Source organism: Nonomuraea sp. NPDC054003, from assembly GCF_055585125.1.
Genome location: NZ_JBVJKR010000007.1, coordinates 71,164 through 92,590 on the forward strand (window position 1 = coordinate 71,164; position 21,427 = coordinate 92,590).

The following is a 21,427-nucleotide window of genomic DNA, read 5'->3' on the forward strand; positions in this document are numbered from 1 at the left end:
CCATGAAAGATCCGGCCAGGGTGCTCGCTGCCCGAATCGAGGAGTTCGAGCGGGCGGCGGACCCCCGGCTGGTGCTGGACGACGCGGCGCTGGACGACGCCGAGGACGCCATGCTGGCCTGCGACGGCGGGCCACGCGACGCCGCCGTCTGGCGGCTGGCCGGGGTGCTCCACCTGGCCCGCTACCGGCTCGCCCCCGAGGAGGACGGCGAGGCGGCCGTGGCAGGCGTGTTCTTCGCCGCCGTCGCCGTGCTCGACCCCGACGGGCTGCCGGAACGGCTGCGCGGGACGCACGTCCCCGCCGCCGCCACCGCCGAGACCTGGGCGGAGCTGGCGGAGCAGGTCTTCCGCCACGTGGACGTGGACGCGTACCCGCACGTGGGGCTGCTCCTGCACGCCATACTCCGCCGCGCGCTCGCCACGCCCACGGCGGAGGTGTGCGACCGGCTCGGGCAGGTGCTGCTGGAGCAGGCCCTTGACATGCCCGCACCAGCCTGGGCCGCCGAGGCGCTGGCCATCCTGGGCAACGGCCTGGTGCGGCTGTACCGGACGGCCGGCGACGGCGGCGCGCTCGACGACGCGGTGCACGCCCTGTTCCGGGCCGCGCTCGCCGGCCCGGGCCACGTGACGGACCTGGCGGCGGCGCTCGGGCACGCGCTGCCCGGCGACACCCCCCTGATCAGGGCGTACCTCCTGGCCGCCGGCCGCCCTCCGGGACCGGAACGCTCCGCGGCGCTCCTGGACCTCCTCCTCCTGGCGTCCACCCGTGCCGCCGCGTCCTGCGCCGACGCCGACCTGCTGGCGCTGCTGCGGGTGGGCCAGGCCTGCCTCGACCACTGGCACGAGGCCGGCGCCCACCCGGCGGTCCTGTCCCGCTACGGCACGGCCCTGGTGGAGTGGTACGTGGTCACGGGCGACCTCCGCTCCCTCGAAGCCGGCCGCGACATGCTCGCCGCCCTACCCCCCGCTCCGACCCCCCCGGTGCCTCCCGCCCATCCCGCATCCCGTCCGCACGACCCGGCATCCTCAGCCCCGCTGGATGCCCCGGAAACCGCCCCGAGACCGGACCGTTCCGCAACCCAGCCTGTGGGCCTTCCGGGTCCGTATGGTCACGCCGGCGCCTCGCCGGTGGATTCAGTGGACCTCCCGGGTTCGTACGGTCACAGCGCCGCTTGGCCGGTGGATTCGCTGAGCCATCCGGGTTCGTACGGTCACAGCGACGGCTGGCCTGAGGATCCGGCGAGCCATCCGGGATCGTACGGCTACGCCGCCACCTGGTCGGTGGGCCTTTCCGGTTCGTACGGTCACACCGCCGCCTGGCCGGAGGATTCGGGACCATCGGCGCTGGGGAACGCCGCCGCCAGGCTGGACGACGCGGCGACCCGCCTCGACCTGCTCGGCCGCCGCCGCTGGCGGCGCTACCGGGGGAGCGGCGACCTGGCTGACCTGGAGATCGCCGTACAGACCCTGCGGCAGGCGGTGGTACGCGCACCGGAGGGACATCCGGAACGGCCCGCGTTCCTCACCGGCCTGGCCGGGGCCCTCCTCCACCGCGCCACACGAACAGGAGACGCCCGCACCGCCATCACCGCCGCCCGCGCCGCCGTCGCAGCCTGCCCAGGCCGTCACCCCCAGCGCCCCCGAGCCCTCCTCCTGCTCGGCCAAGCCCTACGCCTGGACCTCACCGCGCACACCGCCGCCGAGGCCGTGACAACCCTCCGGAAGGCACTCGCGGCGCATACGGACCCGCGCTTCCAGGCGGAAGCGCACACAGTCCTCTCCGACGTACTACGCCACCGCGCCGCCCTCGTCGGCGCAGCCCAGCAGGTACGCGAACCCGCCGAGCCGGACGTGACGGTGCAGACGACCGGGCGCCCTGCGGATTGGGACGCTGAGGCCCTGGCGGGACGCCGGCCGGCCGCCTGGGACGAGGCGGTGCAGGCCGCCGGGCGCCCTGCGGATTGGGACGCTGAGGCCCTGGTAGGACACCAGCCCGCCGATTGGGACGCTGCGGCCCCGGCGGGACGCCGACCCGCCGATTGGGACGCCGTGGAGGCGGTCGAGCGCCCTGCGGACCGGGATCCTGCGGCTCGGGAGGTACGCGGACCCGCCGAGTCGGGTGTGGCGGTGCAGGCGGCCGGGCGCTCTGCGGACTGGGATGGTTCGATCCAGAAGGCTCGCAGCTCCGCCGACGCGGGGGGTGCCGTTCAGGCGGCCCGTCAGATCGCGGACCTGGACGCTGCCGTTCAGGCGGCTCGCAAAGCCGCAGAGCTTGCCTACCTCGCCACCGGAACCACCGCGCCTCCGTCCGGCCCTCCCTCAGCGGTACCGCCGCCGGGCGCATCACCCACATCGCAGACTGTGACTCCGAGGGACCCGTTCGGCGGCTTGCCTTCGGCGCAAGGCACCCCGGCGAGTGCGGCGCGAGAGCCGTCGCCTCGGCCACGCACCCCCGAAGCACCGCCGCCCACGGGGGCGGGAGCGTCGCCCGTACCGCTTGCGCTGGTCAAGGGGTTGCTGGTGCGGTTCACCGTACGAGGTGACGAGCAGGACCTGGTCGAGGCGCTGGAACTCGCCGGGAACGTGCCCGGGGGCGATCCCGAGCTCACCTCGCTGCTCCGCCTGGCGCTCGGCACCTTGACAGGTACGCCGGACAAGCCGCTGGCCGAGGCAGCGACCCGGCTCGCCATGGTCTGCGACGACGAGGAAACCACCCGAGACCTGCTCCGCCTCGGCGAACGCCACGCCAGGGCAGCCAGAGACTCCCGAACCGGCGGCCAGACCAGAACCCCGGGCGCATCGCAGTCACGAGCCACCACCGATACCAGCACAACCACCGACGTTGCCGGTACCGCCGACATCTCCGTCGGAACCGAGGACGTCGCCAGAACGGACGACAGCGACATTTCCGTCGACACCACTGATACTGCCCACGTCGCTGGAGCCGGAGGCGTTTCCCGGACTGACGATGGCGCCGTATTCGGGTTCGGCGGCGGCGCCGGTTCCTGGAACGTCGCCAGCCCAGCCGATGTCACCGCCGGAACCCCCGACGTCGTCACCGGCCCCGCCAATGCCACTGCCGGCCCCGCCGACGTCAATGCCGGACCCACTTACGTCGCCGCCAGAAGCGGGGACGAGGCCGGAACCGGCGACAGCGCCGATCCCGGTCGCGCTACCGGGATCGGCGGAAGAGCCGCGGAGGAAGGCCCCGGCGACGAACGCAAGAAGGTACGCGCCGCGACGTATCTGGTGAGGGCCGCAACGGGCCTGGCCGGACGTGGGCGCCGGAGAATGGCGATCGAACTGCTGGAGCGGGCCGGAAGGGCCTTCGCCGAGGCGGGTGAACCGGTCCAGGCGGCCGACACGTACTCCAGGATCGGGAACGAGCACGAGGAACTCGGCGCCTGGGAGGCCGCGTTACGGGCGTTCGAACACGCCGCCGACGGCTACGGAGCCCTCGGACACCCTCGGGAGGAGGCGGCTCAGCGGGCCGCCATGGGGAACGCCTGCGCCCGGGCAGGGGAGCCACGCCGGGCCGCCGCCTGCTACCGGCGGGCCGCCGAACTGTGCCGGGAAGCGGGCCTGCACGCGGACGAGGCCACGTACCAGGAAAGGGCCGCCGCGGCGTACCTCGACGCGGGCGACCGGGCGGAGGCGCTGGAACGTGCGGGCCGCGCCCGCGAGCTGCACCTGACCCGCGGTGACGCCGAGCGGGCCGCGCGGGCGCTCATCCCCGGCGCGCGGGCCGGCGCCGAGCTGGGCCACCTGCCCGCCGCGGCCGAGCTGATCAGCACCTGCGCGTCCGAGCTGGAGGCCATCGGCAAGTGGGACGACGCCTGCCAGGCGCTGGACGGGCACGCGGTGCTGCTGTACGAGTGCGGGCACGCCGATCACGCGGCGGCGTGCGAGGCCGCCATCGTGGACGTGGTCCGGCGGCGCGGCCAGCGGCGCGAGGCCGCCGACGAGTGGTACCACATCGCCCGCCGCCGTCTCTCCCGCGCCGACGTGCCCGGGGCCAGGCGGGCGTTCGAGCGGGCCGAGCGCGCCTACAACCAGCTCGGCCACCGGGACGGGGTCGCCGCCGTGCGCTACCACCTCGGCGTGATCGGCTTCACCGGCGCCGGGATGGAACAGGCCACCCAGGACTTCGGGACGGCCGCCGAGGCGTTCGCGGCCCTCGAACGCGTGGCCGCCGCCCGTACGATGCGCGCCGCCTGCCTGGTTGAGCTGGGCCGCTGCGACGAGGCCTCGGCCGAACTGGACCTGGCGATGCGCCCCGCCGTGGCGGAAGGCGACATCGGCGCCCTGTTCTCCATCGCCCTGGTACGCGCCACCGCCGACCTCCGCACCGGCCACCCGGACGACGCACTCGACCGGCTCCGAGCCGCCCTCGGCCTGGCAGCGGGCGACCCCCTGCGGGAAGCGGTAGTCCACGAACGCCTCGCGGTAGTCCACGCACACAACCGCCCAGCGCCGAAGCACCGCCCAGCCCAAGTCGGCCAGCATCCCCCCACAGGTTCCGGGCTTGGTCCGGCGGCGGGGGAACGACCGTCGGTCGGTTCTGCGGTGGACCGCGCAGCAGGGGTGGGGGAAGAGCGTCCGTTGATGGCTTCCATGGGGGATCGGGCGGCGGGGGTGGGGGGACGTCTGCCGGTGGGGCCCGGAGGTGGGCCGGTCGCCGGGGTGGGCGGGCTGGGGGAGCGGGGGGAGGGTGGCTGGGGGGCTGCTCGTGCGGAGGGCTCGGCGGCTGTGGTGGAGCATCTGGGGCTGGCCGCCGACGGCTTCCGCGCGACCGGGCACGCTGGTCTGGCCGCGCTCGCCTCGTTGCGTCTCGGCTTCGCGCTGGAGGAGCGGGGCGACCTGCGCCGGGCGAGGAAGGCGCTGGAAGAAGGGCTCAGTGGCGCGGTGACCGGGCCTACGGGGGACGCACCGTACGAGGTGATCCCGGTCGGGGGAGCGGATCCGGCCGTGCTGGTGCGGCTGGCCGAGCTGCAGTTCGCGGCCGGGGAGGTCGTGCGGGGGCGGGCGGCGCTGGCGCAGGCGCTGGCCGCGGTGCGGCGCGGCGGCGCGGACCCGGAGCTGGCCGAACGGCTGGCCGAGCGGGTGCGCATCGAGGAGGCCGAGGCGGCAGGCGATCTGTCCGGGGCGCTCGCGCTGGCACGGCAGGCGGCCGGCGCCGCCGCCGACCCGCGCCGCCGCTCCGGGCTGCTGGCCAAACTGTGCGCGCTGGCGCTGGAGGCGGACGATCCTGAGGCCGCGTACGAGTACGCGAAGCATGGGTGCGACCTGCGTGACGGCCTGCTGAGCGAGCACCTGCGCGGGCGTGGCGCCGCCGCGGTCGCGCTGGGGCGCACGGCCGAGGCGATCGGTCACCTGGCGGAGTCCGTCCGGCTGGCGCGCGAGTCCGGGCAGGCGATGCCGGTGCGGCTGGTGGCCGCGCTCGGGGCGCTCGGCGCGGCGCTGGCGGAGGACCGGCGCTGGTCGCACGCCGGGGCGGTGCTCGCCGAGGCGCTCGCGCTCGCCGCCGGCCCTGCCTGGCGCGGCATGCGGGCGTCGCTGCTGGCCGTACGGGCGAGGACGCGCTTCCGCCAGGGAGACGTGGACGAGGCCGCAACTCTCTACCAGGAGGCGCTGGCGCTCGGGGAGGCCGTCGGCGACGACGCGACCGTGGCCACCGTGTGCGGGGAACTGGCCCCCGTACACGCGGCCAGAGGAGAACGCGACAGCGCGGCACGGCTCGCCGAACGGGCCCTGGACATCGACCGGGCGCGCGGACGGCAGCGAGCCGTGGTGCGCGACCTGATCGCGCTGGGCCGGCTGGGCGACGTCGACCGCCTGGCCGAGGCGCTGTCGCTGGCACAGCGGATCGGCTTCGGCGAGGGCCAGGCCGTGGCGCTGGCCGAACTCGGCGCTCTGGACCTGCGCGCCGGCCGGTTCACCGCCGCCCGTGCCCGCGCCTCGGCAGCCATCGACCTCCTCGAAGCCGGCACCCAGCCAACAACGGGGAACGTTCAGCGGCCGACGCCGTTCAGCGGCGGCACCCAGCGACCGACTGCCGCCGCCGGCGGACAGCCGCCGGACCTTGGTGTCGGCGGCGCGCAGTGGGCGGATCCTGATGTCGGCGGCGCCCAGCGGGCGGAGCTGTTCGGCGGCCTACACCAGCGGGAACCGGCCGGAGATGAGCCGCAGGGCTCCGGGCCGGTGGTCGAGGGCGCGCGGCGGTCGGATGGTGAGGTACAGCGGCTGGCCGTTGAGGGCGCGGGGCGGCCGGATGGTGAGGTGCAGGGGTCGGCCGTCGAGGGCGCGGGGCGGCCGGACTGGGCTGGAGGCGAGCAGAGGTCGGTTGTTGAGGGCACGCGGCAGCCGGATGGTGAGGTGCAGAATCCGCCCGTCGAGGGCGCGGGGCGGTCGGACGTGGTTGCAGCTGAGCCCCAAGGGCCGGTTGCTGTGGGTGAGGGCCGTCTGAGTGGGCCGGGGGCGGCTGTGGGTGGGGGGTTGTGGTCGGACGGGGACGATGGCGGGGGGCGCGTGCCGGGGCTCGGCGGGGCGCATCGGGCGGAGCTGGCCGCCGCGTATGCGACCAGGGCGGCGGCGGGCGAGGAGCTGGGTGAGCTGGCGGCCGCACTGGCGGACGCCGAGCGGGCCGGTGAGCTGGACGACACGGGTTCGGCGGCGGCCGAGCGGCTCCGCTCCAGGGCGGTGGGGCTGGCCGTCCGTCTGGGGCGCGGGGCCAGGGCCTGGGCGCATGCGGAACGGGCCAAGGAGACGCTGCTCGGGCTGGAGGAGAACGTCGCGCGGTCCATCGGCGTCGACCCGGGCCGGCTCCTGGACCTGCTGCCGGAAGGAAGCGGCGTCGTCGCGTTCCACACCGGGGAGGCGCTCGTCAGCGTGGTGGCGCACCGCGCGGGATGGGCGAGGCCGCGCGCGTTCGCCACCTCGGCAGGGCCGGAGCTGCTGGCCGAGTTCGCCGCGACGGCGAGGGCTGGCGACGGCGGGCGGAGGCGGGCCGAGCTGTGGCGGGTGGTCGCCGACCTGCTGCTCGGCGAGGCGATCGAGGCGCTCGGCGACGATCTCGACGTGCTGTATCTGCTGCCGCACGGCGACCTGCACGGGCTGCCGCTGCACGCGCTCGCCCCGGGCGGGCGGCTGCTGCTCGACCGCTACGCCGTGGCATACGCGCCGTCGGCGGCCGCGCTGGCCCGGCAGGCGCTGCGCCGAGCCGGTCACGGCGGCCGGACGCTGGTGGCGGGCCAGGGCGAGGACGCGGCCGCCGTCGCCGCGGTGCTGGGCAGCCCGCCGGTCACCGCGGCCGCCCGCGATCTGGAAGGCGTCTGGGACACCGTGCACCTGGCCTGCCCGGCCTGCTACGACGGCGCCGACCCGTACGGCTCGGGGATCCGCCTTCCCGGCGGGCTGCTGAACGCCCGCGCGCTCATGGACCTGCGGATCGAGGCCCGGCTCGTCGCCGTGAGCGGCTGCGAGCCGACACCCGGCGGCGCGGGCGTGACAGCGCTCGGGCACGCCCTGCTGCGCGCGGGCGCCGCCGCCGCGCTGCTGCCGCAGTGGCCGGCGCACCCCGAGGTGGCGCGGGAGCTGCTGCCGTCCTTCCACGCCCGGCTGGCCGCCGCGGGCCCGGGCAGGGCACTCAGGGCGGCGATGCTGGAGTCACGCGAGCTGTACGGGTCGTCGCGCCCGGACCTGTGGGCCCCCTACACCCTGATAGGACTGGCCGCCTGAAGGGCCACGACAAGCAGGCCGGGCCGTCAGAGGTAAGGCCGCGCTACCGTCACCAGCTCGGCCGGGGCGTCGCGGGTGTCGACGTGGAGCGCCGTGTCGGGGGTGCGCTCGCGGACGTCGCGGTCGCGGATGGCGAACACGGCGGGCGGCGCGCCGGCGTCGCCGTAGCGGACCGAGACGGCCGCGCCGATCGCCGTGCGCAGGTCGGCCACCACCTCACGGACCGGATGCGCGTCCCCCGAGACCGCCAGGTGGCCCAGCATCCCGGCGAAGCGCGACTCGGTCTTGGCGGCGGGCCGCTGCCCGGGCAGCACCGGGCGGTCGAGCCAGAACACCTTGCCCGACAGGAAGGCGTCGTAGCCGAGCGTCCGCGCCGTGCCGGCGACCAGCTCGCCGAACTCCGCCAGCTCGGCCCGGGGCGGCAGGTCGGTGGTGACGAACAGGGGCACGATCAGCGAGTCGAGCATGGGCCATCCCTCCGTGAGGAGCCTCATGGTAGGGCCCGCCACCGACAATTCCCCGCGCCGACACCCGGCGTCTCAGCCGCCCGCCGCGTCGGCCAGCCTGCGCGCCAGCACCCGCAGGTGCGCCGCCAGCTCGGGCGGCTCGCGCACCTCGAAGGCCATCCCCAGCGACACCAGCCAGAACGCCAGCTCGTCCAGCGAGTTGGAGCCGCTGGTCAGCAGGCAACCGCCCCCGTCGAGCGGCTCCACGGCGGCCACCGACGGCGGCATGCGCGCCACGACCGTCTCCGCGGGCGCGTGCACGATGACCCGGCACCGGTAACGGTACGGCGCGCTGGAGATCCTGTGTGAGGTGTAGGCCGCCAGGTCCTCTGCAGGCGGCTCCCGAGGCGCGAACCGCGGCCCGTTCGGCGTGCGCAGCCGCAGCCGGTCGACCCGGAACACCCGCCAGTCGTCCCGCCCGGGGTCGAACGCGACCAGATACCAGCGCCGTCCCGACGCCACCAGCCGGTGCGGCTCCACCAGCCGCTCCGTGACCGTCCCGTCCCCGGCCCGGTAGTCGAAGCGCAGGCCCTCGTGGTCGCGGCAGGCGGCCGCGATGGCCGACAGCGTGCCCGCCTCGACCGCGGGCGCGCCGCCGGTCAGCGGCACGGTCATCGACTGCAGCGCGTTCACCCGGTGGCGCAGCCGCGACGGCAGCACCCGCTCCAGCTTGGCCAGCGCCCGCACCGAGGTCTCCTCGATGCCCGCCACGCCGCCCTGCGCGGCCGTGCGCAGCCCGACGGCCACCGCCACCGCCTCCTCGTCGTCGAGCAGCAGCGGCGGCAGGTCGCTGCCCGCGCCGAGCCGGTAACCGGGCACCCCGGCCGACGCGTGCACCTGGTAGCCCAGCTCCCGCAGCCGCTCCACGTCGCGACGCACCGTACGGGCCGAGACGCCGAGCCGCCCGGCCAGCTCCGCGCCGGGCCAGTCGCGCCGCGTCTGCAGCAGGGACAGCAGTTTCAGCAGTCGAGCCGAGGTCTCCAGCACACCTAGGACTGTAACTGTCCTAACCGGCTTCTAGCGTGGGCGTCATGGACAACGACATCCGGCCTTTCCGCATCGACGTCCCGCAGGCCGACCTGGACGACCTGCGCGAGCGCCTCGCCCGTACCCGCTGGCCCGACGAGCTGGACGGCGCCGGCTGGTCGTACGGGGTCCCGTACGCGCGAGCACTCGCCGAGTACTGGCGCACCGGCTACGACTGGCGCGCGCACGAGGCGGCGCTCAACGCGTTCCCGCAGTTCACCACCGAGATCGACGGACAGAACGTGCACTTCCTGCACGTGCGCTCACCCGAGCCGGACGCGCTGCCCCTGCTGGTCACGCACGGCTGGCCGGGGTCGGTGGCCGAGTTCATGAAGGTCGTCGGCCCGCTCACCGACCCCCGCGCGCACGGCGGCGACCCGGCCGACGCCTTCCACTTCGTCGCCCCGTCCCTCCCCGGCTTCGGCTTCTCCGGGCCCACCCGCGAGCGCGGCTGGGACATGGCCAGGGTCGCGGCGGCGTGGAAGGAGCTGATGCGCAGGCTCGGCTACGGGCGGTACGGCGCGCACGGCGGCGACACCGGCGCCGTCATCTCCCCGATGGTCGGCAGGCTCGACCCGGAACGGGTCGTCGGGGTGCACGTCAACGGCGGGCTCGGCTTCCCGAGCGGGGATCCGGCCGAGCTGGAGGGCCTGACCGAGGCCGAGCGGGCCCGTCTGGCCGTCTACGGCGACCAGGACGGCTCCGGCTACGCGATGATCCAGTCCACCCGGCCGCAGACGCTCGCGTACGGCCTGCACGACTCGCCGGCAGGGCAGCTCGCCTGGATCGCCGAGAAGTTCAAGGAGTGGACCGACCCGGCCCGCGAGCTGCCCGAGGACGCGGTGGACCGCGACCAGCTCCTCACCAACATCAGCATTTACTGGCTCACCGGGACCGCGGGCTCCTCGGCCCGGCTGTACAAGGAGAGCGCCGCGTCCTGGGGCCGCGGGCAGGAGCCGTCGGCGCTCCCGCACGGGGTGGCCGTCTTCCCGGGCGACCCCGGGGTCCGCCGCGTCGCCGAGCGCGAGCACAAGATCGTGCACTGGTCGGAGTTCGACCGCGGCGGGCACTTCGCCGCGATGGAGGCGCCCGACCTGCTGGTGGGGGACGTCCGGGCGTTCTTCGCGCTGGTCCGCTGAGTCAGCGGCCGCGCCACTCGTCCTCGATCGCGGCGTGGATCACCGAGTCGCGCCAGCCGTCGGGGGCGGCCACGTGGTGGCGCAGGCGACCCTCCTCGACCATGCCCGCCGTCAGCATGGCCAGCTGGGCGGGCAGGTTGGCGGGGGCCCGCGCGCCCCAGATGCGGTGCAGGCCGAGCTGCTTGAAGCCGAAGGTCAGCAGCAGCCGCACCAGGTCGGTGCCCATGCCCCGGCCCCAGTGGTCGGGGCGCAGGCCGAGGCCGATCTCGGCGCAGTGCGGGCGTTCGGCGTCGATGTGCAGCCGCGCGACGCCGATCACGCTCCGGTCGTGGGGGTCGAGCACGGCCAGCGCGTACAGGCGGCGCGGCTTCTCGGCGGCGGCGGCCACCGCCTCCCGCACGACCTCGGCCACCTGCCCGACCGTGCGGGGCGGGAACGGCATGTGCTGGGTGGCCGCCGGATCTCCGTAGATCGCGTGCAGTGGCGCGGCATCCGACTCGGTGACCTCACGAAGCCACAAACGCTCACCTTTGCACACGACCTCGCACATGGGCCGACGGTAACGCTACTTGAGTGATCTCTACAAGCCCTTGTCAAGTGGCCAGTTGACTGCCGTAAGCGCGGGCGACAAGTTCGGCGATCATGCTGTGCGCGCCGATCGGCTCCGCGTGGCCGGCGCCGATCGCCTCCGCCGCGCGTCGCCCCAGGTCAGCCGGTGCCTCGTGGCCGATCACACACGGCGAGAGCGCCAGCCGCTGGGCGCCGGCCGCACGCAGCCGGTCCGCGGCCACGGCGACTCCGGGCTCGCTGTCAAGCGAGGCGGCCACCACCGGGAGCGTCAGCCGGGAGGCCAGCAGCACCGCGGTCGCCTGTGCCGCGTGCACGGCCTGCTCGCCACCGGTCGTGCCGAGGATGACCGCGTCGACGGGGCTGTGGACGTTGAGCAGGCGCACCCGGTCGGCCCTGGCCAGGCCGCGTTCGGCCAGCTTGATGTGGAGCGCCTCGGCCAGCAGCGGGTGCGGGCCGAGCGCGCCCGTCACGACGGCGCCCGAGCCGCTGTCGGCGACGGCCCGGCCGATCTGGCCGAGGACGGCCGGATCGTCCCAGGTGAGCAGGGGCACCACGATCGCGTCCCGGCCCTCCGGCAGCGCCGGGGCCAGCTCGTCCACGGTGGTGAGCCGTACCTCGATCTGGGGGTTGTCGACGCGCACCACGGCGGCGATGTCCGCCGCCACGCCGGTGGCGCTGCCGGGCGCGGCGAGCACGAGTACGGGCGCGTCCGGCGGGAGGGACGTGGGGACCGGCCGCCGGTGCCGGCCGCCGCCCGGGCGGGGGGAACGTTCACGTACAGGGAGGCTCACAGGCGCGCAGTTTATGCGTAAACGGTCGATCAGGTTCTGGGAATCGGCGGCGATTGCGTTACAACGTGCGAAATGGTGACCGAGATCACATCGTGACGCTCGTGGGCGTTGACTTGCGCGCGTTCAGCAGCAAACTGTGGATCTACTAGAAACGCGTTCTAGAGCGACCCTTTGTCCCGCTCGTGCCCCGGAGGTTGGGGATGAAGCCGTTCTACGTCCGCGAGCTCAGCGTCTATCCCGTCGGCGCCCGCCGCGTCCGCCTGCTCGCCATCGCGGTGCTCGCCAGCCTGGTGGCCAACTTCGAGACCACGATCGCCACCATCCTGCCGCTGCTGATGACCGACCTCGGCATGTCGCTGGAGGAGTACGGGCTCATCGCGGCGCTCTCGGTGCTGGTGGGCGGGGTGTCCGCCGGGTTCGGCGGCATCCTGTCGGACCGGTGGGGACGGGTCGCCATCCTGGTGCCCACGCTCACCGTCACCGCCGCCTGCAACTTCCTGCTCGCCACCGTCGACTCGGTGAGCGGGCTGCTCGCGGTCCGCTGCCTGATGCTTTTCATCGAGGGCGCGGGCATCACCATCACCGCCTCGCTGGTGCGCGACTTCTCGCCCCGGATGGGACGGGCGCAGGCGTTCGCGTTCTGGACCTGGGGCCCGGTCGGCGCCTCGTTCCTGGCCTCCGCGCTGGCGAGCCTGACGCTGCCGCTGTTCGGCAACGCCTGGCAGTCGCAGGCCATCCTCATGGGCGTCGTCTCGCTCACCCTCTGCGCGATCATCATCTGGCAGATCGCCGAGCCGTCCGCCGCGCTGCGGGCCCAGGTCATGGACGCCGAGGCGGAGGTGAGCGCCGAGGAGAAGATCGACCCGGGCAAGCTGAGAGAGCTGTTCCGGCACCCGCACCTGTGGGCGCACGTGCTCGGCAACACCGGCTGGCAGGTGCTCTACTGGACCTTCGCCATCTTCGGCCAGACGATCCTGGTCACCGCGTTCGGCATGGCCGCGGCGGCCGCCAACGGCGTGGTCGCGCTCGGCATCGTGCTCAACGCGCTGGCCGTCATCGCGGTCGGCCGGATCTCCGACCGGCTGCGGCTGCGCAAGCCGTTCACCGCCGCCGGGACCGTGCTGACCATCGCCGCGCTGGCCTACTTCATCGGCCTGGTCGGCGCCGGCGCCTCGGCCACCCACGTGGTGGTCGTGTACGCGCTGCTGTTCCTGGCCCTGGGCATCGCGTACGTGCCGTGGATGGCCAACTTCTCCGAGAACGCCGAGGACGTGGACGCCCGTCTGCAGGGCTCCGCGCTCGGGCTGTGGGGGATGGTCGTCCGCGTCATGATCGTGGCGATGCTGGTGGTCTCGCCGCAGGTCGTCGCCGCGGCCGGCTGGGAGACGTGGCTGATGGTCGGGCTGGGCGGCCAGGTGCTGTTCCTGCTGACCCTGGCCGCCTTCAAGGGCCCGTGGCTCACCCGTGCCCCTGTTCCGGGCGAGCCCCGGGCCTAGCGGGTGGGCACGACGACCGCGTCCTGGTTCCCCGGGGCGTAGACGGTGATCCCCTGGGGGAGTGACTTCAGCTTGTCGATCTCGGCGCAGGCGGGGCACTTGTCGTAGCCGTCCTGCCTGGCCTGGTTGGCCCTGGCCTCCGCCTCGGCCTGCGCCACCCTCGCCTGCGCCTCTGAGACGGCGGCGCCGGCCGCCAGCGAGCGGTCCACCGACTTCTGCACCTCGGCCGGGAGCGTGATCCGCGACAGTGAGAAGGTCATGCCGGTGAAGAACGCGCCGCCGAGCGTGCGCGGCAGGTCGCGGGCGAGCGCGGCGTTCACCCCGTCCTGCACCGCCCTGATGTTCGTGTTGCTGTCGCGCGGCTTCAGCGCCGAGCTCTCCAGCAGTGCGCACGACGGCACCAGCTCGGCGCAGCGCCGGGCGCCCACCTCGGTGCGGAGCGCGTTGTCGATCACCGGCCGGACCGCCTGGCCGAAGAACGCGGTCCACCCCTCGTCGCCCTCCCACGCGTACAGGAAGGAGTCGTCCTGGCCGCGGAAGGTACGGGTGCCGTACTTGTCGTCGAAGGTCTTCAGCGTCGCCGGATCCAGGTTGAGCGTGAAGTACAGGGTGCCCTCGACGCCCAGGTTCACGCCGTCGCCGCTGGGCACCGTCACCACGTCCACGCCCAGCGTGGTGGCGCGCCTGGCGTCCGCGGTGATCGTGTAGAAGCGCTGCTGCGCCGGGTACGGGTGCACCGACGACCACAGGCCGGCCCAGGTCAGGCCGGAGCCGGGCGGGATGACCTCGCGCACCTGGTTGTCGTCGAACCAGCCGCCGTCGCGGACCACGGCCACCTCGCCGGCGTCGGTCCTCTCCAGGCCCCCGACGAGTCCGACGAGCGTCGGCACGCAGATCAGCGCGGCGATCACGAGCAGGGCGGTTCGCATGGTCGTCCTTCCCCCCGCGGGCGGCGGTGGCAGCCGCCGCCCGCGGCTCTCGCGGCAACTCCAGGAGGGGCGGTCTCAGGTGCGCTGCGGCATCGGTTCGGCGGCCAGGTCCAGGTCCCGCGTCTCCGGCGCGATGGCCAGGCCCAGGGTGGTGATCGCCAGCGCGATCACCACGTACACCGACACCGCGAGCGTGGTGCCGAACGTGTCGACGAGCTTGATCGCGATGACCGGGGCGAGCGCGCCGCCCGCGATGCCGGCCACCTGGTAGCCCATCGAGGCCCCGCTGTAGCGCAGCCGGGTGCTGAACAGTTCGGCGATGAACGCCGCCTGCGGCCCGTACATCGCCGCGTGGGTGACGAGCGCGACCACGGCGGCCACGATGATCAGGAACGTGGACCGGGTCTCCAGCAGCGGGAAGAACGCGAACACCCAGACCGCGGCGCCCACGACGCCGGCGAAGTACACGGGGCGCCTCCCGTACCGGTCCGACAGCGAGCCGAACAGCGGGATCAGCCCGAGCTGCAGCGCCGAGGCGATCAGCACCGCGTTCAGCCCCACCTGCCGGTCCAGGCCCAGCGGGCCGGTCAGGTAGACCAGGATGTACGCGGTGAAGGTGTAGAAGGCGACGTCCACGCCGATCCGGGCGGTGAAGGCCGACAGCAGCGCGCGCGGGTGCGTGCGCAGCACCTCCAGCAGCGGCATCCGCGCCTTGGCGCCCTTCTGCTCGACCTCGGCGAACAGCGGCGACTCGGTGATCTTCAGGCGCACCCACAGGCCGACGAGGACCAGCAGCCCTGACAGCAGGAACGGCACCCGCCAGCCCCACGACATGAACGCGGCGTCGGGGAGCGTGAACGACAGGATCGCGAGCAGGCCGGTGGCCAGCACGTATCCCGCCGGGACGCCGACCTGGGGCCAGCTCGCGTTGAATCCGCGGCGGCGCGGGTCGCCGTGCTCCAGCGACATGATCACGGCGCCGCCCCACTCGCCGCCGAGCCCGAGCCCCTGCACGAACCGGAGCGTGGCGAGCATGACAGGCGCCAGCACGCCCAGCGTGTCGTATCCGGGCAGCACGCCGATGAGGAACGTCGAGACGCCCATCACGAGCAGCGTCACGACCAGGACCGTCTTGCGCCCGGTGCGGTCGCCGAAGTGCCCGAACACGATCCCGCCCAGCGGCCGGGCGACGAACGCCACCGCGTTCGTGGTCAGGGCCAGCAGGGTCGCGTTCAGCGGGTCGAAGGTAGGGAAGAACAGCTTGCCGAAGACCAGCGTGGCGGCGGTCGTGTACAGGAAGAAGTCGTACCACTCCAGCGATGTGCCGATCAGGCTGGCGAGGATCACCCGCCGGGATTGGGGGGTGGAGCCGGACATCGATCGCTCCTTCGTTCAGAGGGTCACCGTTTCAACGTAAGGATCGTTGAACGATTCGACAAGAGGTTTGTTCGATGATTTCCTGTTGCCTGTGGACGACGCAGTAGCCGGCCTCGCACAAGACCGATCCCGCCTCGGGCGCAGCAGCACCGCCGAGCGGGTCGCCGACATCCTGCGCGACCGGATCATCGAAGGCCTCTTCATGCCCGGCCAGCGCCTGTCGGAGGAGTCGATCTGCGAGGCCCTCGGCGTCTCGCGCAACACGCTGCGCGAGGCGTTCCGGCTGCTCAGCCACGAACGGCTGCTCGACCACCGGCTCAACAGGGGCGTGTTCGTCCGCGTGCTGTCGGCCGAGGACGTCTCCGACCTCTACCGCGTGCGCCGGGTGCTCGAAGGCGCGGCCGTCCGCCGCCCCCCGACGCCGCAGGCGCTGGCGCAGATCAGCGAGGCGATGACCGACGCCGAGCGGGCCGCCGAGGCCGGCGACTGGCGGGCCGTCGGCACCGCCAACATCCGCTACCACCAGGCCCTCGTCACCCTCAACCAGAGCCCCAGGCTCGACGAGGCGATGCGCCAGCTCCTGGCCGAGCTGCGCCTGGTCTTCCACGTGATGGAGAACCCGCGCGACTTCCACGAGCCGTTCCTCGACCGCAACCGCGAGCTGCTCAAGCTCATCGAGGCCGGCGAGCCCGACCGCGCCGCCGCCTACCTCGACGGCTATCTCGACCACGCCGAGCAGCTCCTGCTCCGCGCCTACGAGCCGAACCGCTAACGTTCCCGGCTATGGACAGGCTCTTCTCCGTCGCCGAGGCGCGCTCGCTGATGCCGCGGATCCTCGCCGAGGCCCGCGAGCTCGTCGCCGCCCGCGCCGACCTCGCCGAGATCACCTACGACCGCGACACCGGCGGCGTCTCCCCGCTAGGCGGGCTGCCCGAGATCAAGGGCATCGAGGCGGGCATGCAGGAGATCCTGTCCCGTTGGGCCGGCCTGGGCCTGGAGGTGAAGGGCATCGCGCCCGTGCTGCTCGACTTCCCCGCCGTGCTCGACGGCGCGTCCGTACGGCTGTGCTGGATCGAGGGCGAGCCGGAGCTGGGCTGGTACCACCGCTCGGAGCTCGGCTTCCCCGGCCGCCGGCCGTTGCCCCGAACGTGACGCATCCGTGATCCGCGGGTGCGGCCCGCCGGTTGTCCAAGTGAGCATGAGAATCTGCTCGGCGACCGCCGCCCTCCTGGCGTCCGCGGTCCTCGGCGGGGTCGCCTGGGCGCCCGCCGCGCACGCCCGGCCCGCTCAGGTGGGCCTGGCGTGGATACCCACCTGTACGGAGAGATCCGGCATCACGGTCCCGTGTCCCACCTGGCGGCTGCTCGCCCCCGGCGGCGGCGTGACCACCAGCTCCGCCGTCGCCGGGGTCAGCGTCGACCGGCGCGGCAGGAGCACCGGCGAGGCCGCCCCGCTCGCCGTCAGCGCCGACGGCCGGTCCGTCGCCCACCAGCGGTCCGGCGACCACCGCCTGGTCGTGTGGCACCTGCCCAGCGGCCGCCGCACCGTGCTGCCCAGGTCGCTGCTGCCCAAGGGCGCCGGCACCGACCTGGTCTCGCTCACCCTGTCGCCCGCCGGCGACCGGGTGCTGGTCGACTACCTCGACCAGGCCGAGCGCGTGCCCACCAAGCTCTACACCCTCGCCACCCGCCGGACCGCCGAGCTGCGCGGGGGAGACACCCCGATCGGCTTCAGCCCCGGCGGCGACCGGGTGCTCACCGAGCGCGTCACCGCCGACAACACCACCGCGCTCGTCGTGCACGAGCCCGACGGCACCTCCGTCAGGCGCACGCCGCCGCAGGTCGTGGCCAACGCGCCGGTCAAGGCGCTGGCCCGCGACGGGCGGACCGTCGCGGTCGTCGTCTCCGGCCACCCCGAACGCGGCAAACCGCCCCGGCTGCGCCTGTACGACCTGGCGACCGGCAAGCTGACCGAGGGCGTGGACCTCGCGCTCGACCCCGGCGACACCCCGTTCACCGCCCGGTGGGGCGAGGGCGGCAAGCTCACGGTCGCCGTGCCCGGGAGAGGGAAGGGCGGCACGGCCGTGGTCCGGGTGCTCACCGCCGACCCCGCGACCGGCGCCGTCAAGCAGACCGAGCGCTACACGACCGGCAAGGACTCCTACTTCTACACCGTCGCGGGAGAGTGACATGAAGGTCATCCTGCTGGCCGCCGCCTTGCTGGCGGTGCCACTGACCGTGCCCCTGACCGCGCCCGCCCAGGCCGCGCCGCACCACGACGCCGTCCGCTACGCCTCCATCAAGGGCTGCGACAGGGGCGACGACGGCCGGCTGCCCTGCGGCCCGTGGCGGCTGGTCATGCACAGCGGCGAGCAGCGCGTCCTGGCCGACGCGCAGACCGTCGCGCTCAAGGCCGACGGCAAGCCCTACAAGTACCTCCCCGCGCCCGTCGCGGTCAGCGGCGACGGCACGAAGGTCGCGTACTTCGCGAAGAACTCCCACCGCCTCGCCGTCCGCACCCTCGGCGGCGGCGTCACCCTGCTGCCGGCCGGCGCGGTGCCCCGGGTGCCGCAGTACGAGGTCGGGCTCGTCCTGTCCGACGACGGCGGCCGGCTCGCCGTCACGATCGGCACCGGCCAGGTGCGGATCTTCGACACCTCCGACGGCGCCCGCCTCGGCACGCTCCCGCGCGGCGAGACCCTGGTGGACTTCAGCGGCGACGGCGGCGAGGTCCTCACCACCGTCGACGCCGACGAGGCCGTGACGGACGTCGTGGTCCGCGCCGACACCGGCGAGCTCGTCTCCCGCGCCACCCCGCCGCAGCTCGTCTCCGCCAACATGCCGCTCGCCCTGGCCGCCGACGGGCGCACCGCCGCCGCGTTCGTCGCCGGCAAGTCCCAGCTCGTGCTGTACGACGTCGAGACCGACCAGGTGCTCGGCCGGGTCCCGGTCAAGCTGCCCAAGGGCGACCTCAACGCCATCGACTGGACCGGCGACCGGCAGGTCACGCTCCACCTCACCACCCAGGCCGGCCGGATGAACGTCGTCCAGATCGACACCGGGACCGGCGCGGTCAGGCTCAGGGACCGCTACACGGTGCTGAAGGACTCGCTCGTGGTCGCCGCCTGCGGCGGCTGACCCCCTACGCTCGGGAACGTGGAGGATCACTCGACCAAGGCGATCGCGGCCAGGGCCGTCGACCTGTGCACGGTCCTGCTGTACGAGGACGCGACGGCGGAGTCGGTGGCCCGGGTGCTGCGCGCCCACGGGGAGCGGGGGCCGCTCGACCTCACCGGGGCCGACGTGCGGGCGATGCGGGAGGCGGCCGGGCGGCTCGTCGAGGTCCTCGCCGCGCCCGGCCCCGGCGCGGCGGCGGCCCTGCTCAACGGCCTCCTGGCGGCCGCCGCCGGGCCGCCCCGCCTGACCAGCCACGACGGCACGACCGGCTGGCACGTGCACGTCGACGGCCACGACGACGCGCCCTGGGGCGAATGGTTCCAGGCGTCCTCGGCGATGGCCTTCGCCGTCCTCCTGGCCGACCACCAGCGCGTCCCCGGCGGCCTGTGCGCGTCGGCGACCTGCCGCCGCCCCTTCCTGCACGCGGGCGGCGGCAGCCCTCGCCGCTACTGCACACCACGCTGCGCCACCCGCGAACGCGTAGCCGCCTACCGCTCCACCCGCCCAGCCTGATCACCCCGACTGTGCTTCTTCGTCCGCGGCTTCGTCAGGACCGTACGGAGTAGGTCCTTCCAGGGCCGACCGGGGGAGCGAGAGCAGACCGTACGCCGCCACGGCCAGAAGCTGGACGCCCGCCCCCGCGAGCAGCGCGGCTCCCGGGGACAAGGCCACCAGCGGCCCCGCCAGCGCCGAACCCGCCGCGAACGAGGTGATCTTCAAGCTGGCCCCGGTCGTGAACACCTGACCGCGCACCCGCTCAGGCGCCTCCCGATGCCGCACCGCGAACAGCGCCGTGAGCTGCGGCCCCTCACCCACGCCCACCACCACGGCTGCCACCACCGCCACCGCAAAGGACCCCGCCACCGCCGCCACCAACGTCCCCACCCCGATCAACAGGGTGGACACGACCATCACCGTGTCCCACCCCATCCCCGCCCGCGCCACGGCGGCACTGCCTTGTCGTCCCGTCCGGAGAGGCCACCACCGCACCCCCGCCCTCGCGATACCAGCTTGTCGTCCCGTCCGGAAAGGCCGCCACCGCACCCCCACCCTCGCGATCACGGCGTTGGCCGCCAGGGCCGCTCCCGCCGTCACCGCCAGCAGGAGCGCCCCGTACCCGGCGTCGCCCGCGAGCCGCAGCCCCAGCAGCGGCGCGGCCACGATCAGCATGGCCAGACCCGCCATCGACACCATGGACGTCACGGTCGCCCGCCGCAGCGCCCGGTTCCCCGCGATGGCGCGGAACCCGGCCGCGAGCTCCTCCCGGACCGCCCCCGGCTTCCCGAGCCTCTCCTCCCGCGCCGGCAGCACCCGGGCCGCGGGCAGGGCCGCCACCAGCAGCACCACGCCGACCACGACGGCCGCCTCTCCTCCGGCGGCGGTCGCGATCACCCCCACCAGCGCAGGCCCGGCCAGCGCGGCCACGTTGTAGCTCATCGCGTCCAGCGCGTTCGCCCGCGGCAGCCGCCCGGCCCCGACGACCGACGGCAGCTGCGCCGTCCACCCGCCGTTCAGCGAGGGCCCCAGCAACCCCGTCAGCACGGCCACCCCGATCAGCGCCGCGTCCGGCAGCCGCCCCAGCCCGGCCAGCACCACGAGCAGCCCCGCGCCGTAACCCCCAAGGCACCACCCGAGCACCCGCCCCGGCCTGCGGGTACGGTCGAGCACCACGCCCAGCAGCGGCCCCCCGGCCGCCGCCGACACGGTCAGCCCCGCCAGCAGCGACGACGCCAGCACCGGCGACCCGGTCACGGCCAGCCCGGCGACCAGCAGCGCGGGCCCGGACATCTCGTCGCCGGTACGGGAGGCGAGGGCGCCGAGCATGTAACGTGTCAACACCCAGGAGACGTTACACCGGCGCGCTCAGGCCGTGCTGGTGATCACCGCGAACCGCGCCCCGTGCGGATCGGACAGGTAGGCGATCCGCCCCACCCCCGGCACGTCGTCCACCGGCGTGCGCACCGTGCCGCCGAGCTCCTGGCACCTGGCCACCACCCCGTCGCAGTCGGGCACCTCGAAGAACGGCACCCAGTGGGCCCGGTCACCCGGCGGCAGCCCCACCAGCCCCGCCATCGACGAGTCGGCGCCGCCCTCGGCCGGCGAGACCACCGGGTAGGTCAGATCTCCCATGTCGACGTCGTCGAACCGCCAGCCGAACACCGACCGGTAGAAGCCGCGGATGCCGTCGGTGTCGGGCACGAACAGCTCGGCCCAGGCGAACGACCCCGGATCGGTCACCACGTCGAGGCCGCGCGTGCCACCCGGCTGCCAGGCCGCGAACTCCGCCCCCGCGGGGTCGGTGAACTGCGCCATCCGCCCCTGCCCCTCGATGTCGAACGGCTGGGCGCGGACCAGCCCGCCGGCCAGCTCGACCGCCTTGGCGGTGGCGTCGCAGTCGGGCGTCTGGAAGTAGACCATCCAGGACGCGGCGGCCCCTTCCTCCATCACCGACCCGGCCGCGGCGACCGTCTTGCCGTCGGCCTGCCAGAAGCCGTATCCCTCCATCGCCGGCTGGAACCGCCAGCCGAACAGGTCGCTGTAGAAGCCTGCGGTCGCCTCGATGTCGGGGCTGCCGACATCGACCCAGCACGGGCTGCCCGGCAGGAACTCAGTGGTGAGCATGACGTGCTCCTCGATCGGATGTGGCGGCCCCGCTGCGGCCCGGGACGACGCCACGCGAT

General features: G+C 74.3%; 16 protein-coding genes. 8 read left to right on the forward strand and 8 right to left on the reverse strand.

What is annotated here, in order from left to right; genetic code table 11:
• Positions 1-2 precede the first annotated feature (2 nt).
• A complete protein-coding gene (locus tag ACZ6YG_RS19515) occupies positions 3-7,736 on the forward strand; it encodes a CHAT domain-containing protein (RefSeq protein ID WP_466018781.1) in 7,734 nt (2,577 codons plus the stop codon).
• A 26-nt stretch (positions 7,737-7,762) separates the two neighbouring features.
• Here ACZ6YG_RS19515 and ACZ6YG_RS19520 read toward each other — a convergent pair whose 3' ends face one another.
• The gene (locus ACZ6YG_RS19520; RefSeq protein WP_466018782.1) at positions 7,763-8,203 is read right to left on the reverse strand and encodes a hypothetical protein; all 441 of its coding nucleotides are present in this window, start codon (positions 8,201-8,203) and stop codon (positions 7,763-7,765) included.
• Positions 8,204-8,275: 72 nt separating this feature from the next.
• Positions 8,276-9,229 carry a helix-turn-helix transcriptional regulator gene (locus tag ACZ6YG_RS19525; protein WP_466018783.1) on the reverse strand — a complete coding sequence of 318 codons (954 nt, stop codon included), beginning with the start codon at positions 9,227-9,229 and terminating at the stop codon, positions 8,276-8,278.
• Between the two features lie 44 nt (positions 9,230-9,273).
• Here ACZ6YG_RS19525 and ACZ6YG_RS19530 point away from each other — a divergent pair, with 44 nt between their 5' ends.
• Positions 9,274-10,407, forward strand: coding sequence for an epoxide hydrolase family protein (locus ACZ6YG_RS19530; protein ID WP_466018784.1), 1,134 nt, complete (start codon positions 9,274-9,276; stop codon positions 10,405-10,407).
• A 1-nt stretch (position 10,408) separates the two neighbouring features.
• Here the strand turns inward: ACZ6YG_RS19530 and ACZ6YG_RS19535 are convergent, their stop codons facing one another.
• Together ACZ6YG_RS19535 and ACZ6YG_RS19540 are read right to left on the reverse strand one after the other, a co-directional pair.
• A complete protein-coding gene (locus ACZ6YG_RS19535) occupies positions 10,409-10,927 on the reverse strand; it encodes a GNAT family N-acetyltransferase (RefSeq protein WP_466018785.1) in 519 nt (172 codons plus the stop codon).
• 73 nt (positions 10,928-11,000) lie between these two features.
• Positions 11,001-11,768 carry a sirohydrochlorin chelatase gene (locus ACZ6YG_RS19540; RefSeq protein ID WP_148030703.1) on the reverse strand — a complete coding sequence of 256 codons (768 nt, stop codon included), beginning with the start codon at positions 11,766-11,768 and terminating at the stop codon, positions 11,001-11,003.
• 200 nt (positions 11,769-11,968) lie between these two features.
• On the opposite strand from ACZ6YG_RS19540, the gene ACZ6YG_RS19545 reads away from it, so the two are divergent.
• A complete protein-coding gene (locus tag ACZ6YG_RS19545) occupies positions 11,969-13,264 on the forward strand; it encodes an MFS transporter (protein WP_466018786.1) in 1,296 nt (431 codons plus the stop codon).
• Here ACZ6YG_RS19545 and ACZ6YG_RS19550 read toward each other — a convergent pair.
• Both ACZ6YG_RS19550 and ACZ6YG_RS19555 read right to left on the reverse strand, forming a co-directional pair.
• Positions 13,261-14,193 (reverse strand): SPFH domain-containing protein, encoded by a 933-nt coding sequence (locus ACZ6YG_RS19550; protein ID WP_397197410.1) that lies wholly within the window; start codon positions 14,191-14,193, stop codon positions 13,261-13,263. The genes ACZ6YG_RS19545 and ACZ6YG_RS19550 overlap by 4 nt on opposite strands.
• Positions 14,194-14,268: 75 nt before the next feature.
• The gene (locus tag ACZ6YG_RS19555; RefSeq protein ID WP_466018787.1) at positions 14,269-15,570 is read right to left on the reverse strand and encodes an MFS transporter; all 1,302 of its coding nucleotides are present in this window, start codon (positions 15,568-15,570) and stop codon (positions 14,269-14,271) included.
• 91 nt (positions 15,571-15,661) lie between these two features.
• On the opposite strand from ACZ6YG_RS19555, the gene ACZ6YG_RS19560 reads away from it, so the two are divergent.
• From ACZ6YG_RS19560 to ACZ6YG_RS19580, 5 genes are read left to right on the forward strand one after another with little or no spacing between them, the layout of a single operon-like run.
• A complete protein-coding gene (locus ACZ6YG_RS19560; protein ID WP_315970604.1) occupies positions 15,662-16,342 on the forward strand; it encodes a GntR family transcriptional regulator in 681 nt (226 codons plus the stop codon).
• Positions 16,343-16,353: 11 nt separating this feature from the next.
• Positions 16,354-16,722 (forward strand): DUF2203 domain-containing protein, encoded by a 369-nt coding sequence (locus ACZ6YG_RS19565; RefSeq protein WP_148030708.1) that lies wholly within the window; start codon positions 16,354-16,356, stop codon positions 16,720-16,722.
• Between the two features lie 46 nt (positions 16,723-16,768).
• Positions 16,769-17,758: a WD40 repeat domain-containing protein gene (locus tag ACZ6YG_RS19570; RefSeq protein ID WP_466018788.1), complete on the forward strand. Its 990-nt coding sequence runs from the start codon at positions 16,769-16,771 to the stop codon at positions 17,756-17,758.
• Position 17,759: 1 nt separating this feature from the next.
• A complete protein-coding gene (locus ACZ6YG_RS19575) occupies positions 17,760-18,707 on the forward strand; it encodes a WD40 repeat domain-containing protein (protein ID WP_466018789.1) in 948 nt (315 codons plus the stop codon).
• 18 nt (positions 18,708-18,725) lie between these two features.
• Positions 18,726-19,259: a CGNR zinc finger domain-containing protein gene (locus tag ACZ6YG_RS19580; RefSeq protein WP_466018790.1), complete on the forward strand. Its 534-nt coding sequence runs from the start codon at positions 18,726-18,728 to the stop codon at positions 19,257-19,259.
• Here ACZ6YG_RS19580 and ACZ6YG_RS19585 read toward each other — a convergent pair whose 3' ends face one another.
• Positions 19,260-20,585: an MFS transporter gene (locus ACZ6YG_RS19585; RefSeq protein WP_466018791.1), complete on the reverse strand. Its 1,326-nt coding sequence runs from the start codon at positions 20,583-20,585 to the stop codon at positions 19,260-19,262.
• 24 nt (positions 20,586-20,609) lie between these two features.
• Entirely contained in the window at positions 20,610-21,368 is a 759-nt protein-coding gene (locus ACZ6YG_RS19590; RefSeq protein WP_148030712.1) for a VOC family protein, read from the reverse strand.
• Between the last annotated feature and the right edge of the window lie 59 nt (positions 21,369-21,427).

Bases quoted from the DNA above. Each gene is read 5' to 3' on its own strand.
- ACZ6YG_RS19570 (WP_466018788.1), top strand. From the start codon at position 16,769: ATGAGAATCTGCTCGGCGACCGCCGCCCTCCTGGCGTCCGCGGTCCTC.
- ACZ6YG_RS19530 (WP_466018784.1), top strand. From the start codon at position 9,274: ATGGACAACGACATCCGGCCTTTCCGCATCGACGTCCCGCAGGCCGAC.
- ACZ6YG_RS19520 (WP_466018782.1), bottom strand. From the start codon at position 8,203: ATGCTCGACTCGCTGATCGTGCCCCTGTTCGTCACCACCGACCTGCCG.
- ACZ6YG_RS19545 (WP_466018786.1), top strand. From the start codon at position 11,969: ATGAAGCCGTTCTACGTCCGCGAGCTCAGCGTCTATCCCGTCGGCGCC.
- ACZ6YG_RS19555 (WP_466018787.1), bottom strand. From the start codon at position 15,570: ATGTCCGGCTCCACCCCCCAATCCCGGCGGGTGATCCTCGCCAGCCTG.
- ACZ6YG_RS19515 (WP_466018781.1), top strand. From the start codon at position 3: ATGAAAGATCCGGCCAGGGTGCTCGCTGCCCGAATCGAGGAGTTCGAG.
- ACZ6YG_RS19565 (WP_148030708.1), top strand. From the start codon at position 16,354: ATGGACAGGCTCTTCTCCGTCGCCGAGGCGCGCTCGCTGATGCCGCGG.
- ACZ6YG_RS19590 (WP_148030712.1), bottom strand. From the start codon at position 21,368: ATGCTCACCACTGAGTTCCTGCCGGGCAGCCCGTGCTGGGTCGATGTC.
- ACZ6YG_RS19575 (WP_466018789.1), top strand. From the start codon at position 17,760: ATGAAGGTCATCCTGCTGGCCGCCGCCTTGCTGGCGGTGCCACTGACC.
- ACZ6YG_RS19550 (WP_397197410.1), bottom strand. From the start codon at position 14,193: ATGCGAACCGCCCTGCTCGTGATCGCCGCGCTGATCTGCGTGCCGACG.